Genomic DNA, 4,889 nt, shown 5'->3' on the forward strand with positions numbered 1-4,889 from the left:
GTGCCGATCCAGCGCACCGTGGTCGTGGCCTGCATGATCGTCAGGAACGGGCCGAGGAAGTCCCCCGGCACCCCGAACAGGTGCCGGATCCCCAACTGCTCAAGCCTGGTGGCCAGGTAGCGGGCCACCGTCCACTCGTCGTTGCGGCTCATCGGCTCAGCGCCTCCTTCCGGCTTTCCCGGCGGGCCTGCACCTCGGGCCGGATCTCCGGTTGAGCCGGAGGCGGCGGCGGGGGCGCCTCGTGGACGGCGATGGCCGCCCGGACGGCGGTCTCCACCGCGCCCTCGATCCAGGCGTGCTTGAGCGAGACGTGCTCGCCGGCGAAGTACACCGGGCCCTCCGGCTTGACCACGTCGAGGTGGAAGCTGGTCATCTGGTGCGGGGTGTACACCGCCGCCTCGCCGAACGCGTACGGGTCGCGCAGCCAGCTCTGGGTCTTTCCGTAGCCGGTGTAGAACACCTCGATCCGCCGGCCGTGCACCGACTGGAGGTTGCGCAGCGCGTAGACGTAGCGCTCGTAGTCCTCCATGGAGTCCCAGCGCACCGCGTCGTCCGACCAGCTGTAGCTGGCCAGCACCACGCCGCCGCCGTCGCTGTCCGGCACCGGGTGCGAGGGGTAGTACATGAAGCGGTTCGGGTTGTCGGTGGTCGAACCGCCGCCGAAGCAGTTGGTGGCGGGGCGCACGCTCGCCCGCAGCAGCGCGGTGTGCTGGTAGACCTCCCGCTGGGCCTGGCTGATCCGTCGCTCGTCCACGCTCGGGTGCGCGCCGAGCAGCACCTCCGGCAGGTTGCGCGGCGGCCGGTGGCCGTTGTGGGCGGCGGCCACGGCCGCCTCGGCGTCCTCCTCGCCGGCCCGCTGGTAGTACTCGTACAGGCCGGGTGCGATGGAGTCGAGTTCCACCTTCCAGTCCGCCTCGGTGAACTCCCACCAGCGGCGGGAGAACTCCAGCAGCACCTTGGTGGCCTGGTCGTAGTGGGTCTCGATGATCGCCCGGCGCTTCTTGTACGAGAACGGGGGCGTCACCTGGACGAACCGCAGGGCGGAGAAGGGGACCGTGACGATCGCGAAGTCGCCCTTCCAGACTTCGGGTTCGGCCTCCGGGTCGTCCTCGGGGACGGTCAGGACGGCGACCTGCGGCCCGTTCGGGCCGACGTTGCGGCCTCCCCCGCCGTCCCGGCGCGGGTCCCAGTACTCCATGCGGATCATCCGCTCGCCCATCCGCAGCTCCTCCCGGAGCTCCTTGGCGAGCGCGTCGGGCAGCTTCCAGCTGCCGCCCGCGATCTCCCAGTAGGTGGCGTTCGGGTTGATGTCGCTGCGGCCCAGGAAGGTGTGGAAGAAGGCCAGGTGCAGCCGCGAGGTCATGTTCTCGATCGTGCCGATCGCCTCGATGGCCTCGTCGCTGAAGCCCGCGTACTCGCGCAGGAAGCGGCCCATCGAGTAGCCGTCGAACTCGCGGATCACCCGGGTCCAGCCGTCCAGCCACTCGGCGAACGGCTTGTTCACCCGCTTGCCGTCCCTGATCACCGAGTAGTAGTCGCGGATCGGCTCCAGGGCCCGGTTGACCAGGTCGGCGGCAGTGACCCGCACCTCGTCGCCGGTGAGGTGGAAGCCCTCGTTGACGCAGCTCGGGTCGGCGGCGTACTCCTCGCGGCGGGCCTGGATCCGGTTGGCGCGGATCCAGGAGTTGAAGCGCTTGACCGGTTCGCGGAACTCCGGGCTGTCCGCGCCGTACTTCCAGACCTTGCCGGGTTCGAAGGACTCGTAGACCACCGGTGGGACGGGCGCGTTCTGGTTGCCGGTGTCCGGATCGACGTCGACGTTGAAGAACAGCTGCCGGCGCAGGCCGAGGCTGTCGACCAGCGCGAGGGTGAGCGGGTGGAAGCTGGGCAGCCGCATGGCCCCGGCTTCCGCGTACTGCTCCGGGTCGTAGAACGGTCCGTCGACCTCGTCGTCGGTGGAACGGAAGGTCTTGATCCGTCCGCCCACCCGGCTGGCGTTGGCCTCCAGGATGGTGACGTTGTGTCCGGCGTCCTTGAGCAGCTTCCCGGCGACCAGGCCCGCGATGCCAGCGCCGACGATCAGCACGTCCTTGGGCTCGTTCGTCTCCGGGATGCCGTCCTTGATCAGGACGTCGAGGTAGCGCAGCTTCAGGTCCTTGTCGTCCGGACCGACCAGCAGCAACTCGCGCGCGAGTTGCCGACAGGTCTGCCAGCGGGCGCGGTCACCGGCGGTGCCTTCGATGAGGGGGTTCTCGCTCATGGCTTCTTCTCCTCGCCGCTCAGGAGCCGATGGACTTGTTGGGGAGGTCCTTGCCCTCGGCGAGGAGACGCAGCGTGGTGATCGAGGGGGTGAAGGCGTAGAGGGCGCCCGTGGTGCGGACGAAGCGCTTCATGTCGATCGTGCCGTGGGTTCCGTCCGCGAGCTCGATCGCGGCCTTGCCGGCGAGGCCGATGACCTTGTCGAAGCCGTTGGCGACCACCTGGCCGGGCTCGCTCTTGCCCGGGGGGAACGTGTCGGAGTTGGACCAGTGCTGCTGGACCAGTTCGAACTGTTGCTCCAGCGAGGTGCCGTAACAGACGAACATCAGCCCGCGGTCCTTGCCGTCGTCCGGGCCGCCCTTGAACTCGGGGCCGTACGGGATGCCGCGGCGCATCAGGCGGTGGCTCTTCGGCTTGTCGTCGACGATGCCGGCGAAGGCGCGCGGGTGGGTGCGGCGGATGTGCGCGACCCAGGGGGTGTGTTGACCGGTGGGGTCGTTCACGTAGTCGAAGTCGTTGCGGTCGGAGCCGAGACCGGTCACGGCGCCGACCGGCGGGGCGAGCGGTGTGCCGTCCTTCGCGCGGCCGACCAGGCAGGCGCCGAGCCGGGTGGCGTCCATGGTCCCGGTGAACTCCTTGACGCCGTCCACCACGGCCTTGTTCCAGCCCGCGACGTCCTGGTGCAGTCGGCGCACCACCTGGAGCGAACCGTTCTTCATCCACTCGGGCGCCTTCCGGTCGCCCTTCTCGCTCTTGTGGCCGAAGACGAACTCGCCGGGTTCGATCAGCTCGGTTCCGGCGTGGTTGTCGCGGAAACCCTTGTTCTCCGGGTTCTCCCGGTGGAAGTCCTTCACTCCGGGCTGGGAGATGCCGTCCTTGTAGCCGAAGTGCTCGTGTCCCTTCAGTGAGCCCGACAGGGTGCGGCCCTGGTCCACGTGGACGCGTGTGATCTGGTGCGTGTTCTCGACCGCGTCGAGGTTCTTCAGCTTCTCCTTCAGCAGTTCCTCGGTGTCCGCGGCGACGATGAGGACCGCGTGCACGACCTTGTCGCCGGTCCCGGCGCCGAACAGCCACTGCTTGGGGTCGCTCTCGCCGGTGTCCCCGAGGTCCTTGGCCCGTGCGACCGCGCCCGCGCAGAACGACTTGAAGGTGCTGAGGTCCTTCTTGACCTGATCGGGCTTGTTGGCGACCGTCACCAGGCCCTCGAAGGTGAGCGAGACCCCGCAGCGGACGGCCGTGATGGCGGGGTCGCGGCCGAAGGCCCGGCGGGCCAGCGAGAACTGCTCGTTGAAGTCCTCGGTCTCGCTGGTCGTCGCGACGGTGTTGAGGATCGCGGAGAGCCAGCCGCGGCCCTTGGCGGCGTCCGGGAAGTGCAGGTAACGGAAGTCCGTGAAGTCCTTGTTGAACGCCGCCAGGATGTTGCCCTGGATGTCGGTGTTCGTACGCAGCTTCGGCTGGGGCAGCTGCTCGATGGACGGTACGGCGGTGGGACGGGTGGGGGTCGTGGTCACGCTCGGGCTCCTCGGTTGCAGGCAGGGGCCATCACAGGATGCGACGGATTCGACACTCAACGTAGCTTCATCGTCGAGAGCCCTGTCAACCGGACGTCAGCCGCCCGACGGGCTCACGTAGTGTCACCGCACGGAGTCGACGGGATTGCCGCGGCCACGGCGGAACCGGTCCGTGAGGGCGTCCGGGGCGATGATCGGGGCCGGGTAGCCGGGGGCGAGCTGCCAGGGGCGGTGCACGGCGGGCCCGGGCAGGTGGGCGAGTTCGGGCACCCAGCGGCGCACGTACGCCCCGTCCGGGTCGTACCGGTCGGCCTGGCGCAGCGGGTTGAGCACCCGGTTGGGGCGGGTGTCGGTGCCGGTGCCCGCGACCCACTGCCAGTTGAGCTGGTTGTTGGCCAGGTCCCCGTCGACCAGCAGCGACAGGAAGTGGGCGGCGCCGATCCGCCAGTCCAGGTACAGGTTCTTCGCGAGGAAGCCCGCCGTCAGCAGACGGGCCCGGTTGTGCATCCAGCCCTCCTCGGCGAGCTGGCGCATCCCGGCGTCGACGATCGGGTAGCCGGTACGGCCCTGCCGCCAGGCCTCGGCCTCGCGCTCGTCCCGGTGCCAGTGGTCGTCCCTGGCCCGGTAGTCGCGGTGCGCGGCGTCCGGGCGGGCGGCGAGGACCTGGTGGTGGAAGTCGCGCCAGGCGAGCTGCCGGACGAAGGCCTGAGCCCCCTCGCCGCCGTGCCGCAGGGCGCGCTCGACGAGTTCGGTGGGGGACAGGCAGCCGAAGTGCAGGTACGGGGAGAGCCGGGAGGTGGCGTCGGCGGCGAGGTCGTCGTGCACCTGCGCGTACGCGTCGACGTCCCAGCGCCGCCACCGTTCGCGCGCGGCGGTCTCGCCCCCGGGCGGCAGGGCCGGGGAGAGCGGCCCCGTGTGGAGCAGGTTGTCGCTGCCGAGGCCGCTCGGCGTGTCGATCGCCCGGGGTGCGCCCAGCACCGTGCGGCGGGGCGTCAGCTGCCAGGCGCGGTGGTACGGGGTGAAGACCGCGTAGTGGTCCCCGCCGGGCGGGGGGGTCCGGGCCCCCCGGGCCCCCGGCCGCGGGGCGGGGTGGGCGGGCCGGGGGGGGCCCAAGTGGGT

Annotated in this window: 4 protein-coding genes; all 4 read right to left on the reverse strand. The window is 70.4% G+C overall.

What is annotated here, in order from left to right:
• The coding region (locus ACFU7Y_RS40210; RefSeq protein WP_380771330.1) for a thiamine pyrophosphate-binding protein at positions 1 to 152 on the reverse strand (152 nt) is incomplete at its 3' end.
• The gene (locus ACFU7Y_RS40215) at positions 149 to 2,260 is read right to left on the reverse strand and encodes an FAD-dependent oxidoreductase (protein WP_224282613.1); all 2,112 of its coding nucleotides are present in this window, start codon (positions 2,258 to 2,260) and stop codon (positions 149 to 151) included. The genes ACFU7Y_RS40210 and ACFU7Y_RS40215, both read right to left, overlap by 4 nt.
• 19 nt (positions 2,261 to 2,279) lie before the next feature.
• Positions 2,280 to 3,770, reverse strand: coding sequence for a Dyp-type peroxidase (locus ACFU7Y_RS40220; protein WP_380771326.1), 1,491 nt, complete (start codon positions 3,768 to 3,770; stop codon positions 2,280 to 2,282).
• Between the two features lie 123 nt (positions 3,771 to 3,893).
• The coding region (locus tag ACFU7Y_RS40225; protein WP_380771328.1) for a cryptochrome/photolyase family protein at positions 3,894 to 4,889 on the reverse strand (996 nt) is incomplete at its 5' end.

It is taken from the genome of Kitasatospora sp. NPDC057542, from assembly GCF_042801945.1.
Taxonomy (GTDB): Bacteria; Actinomycetota; Actinomycetes; order Streptomycetales; family Streptomycetaceae; genus Kitasatospora.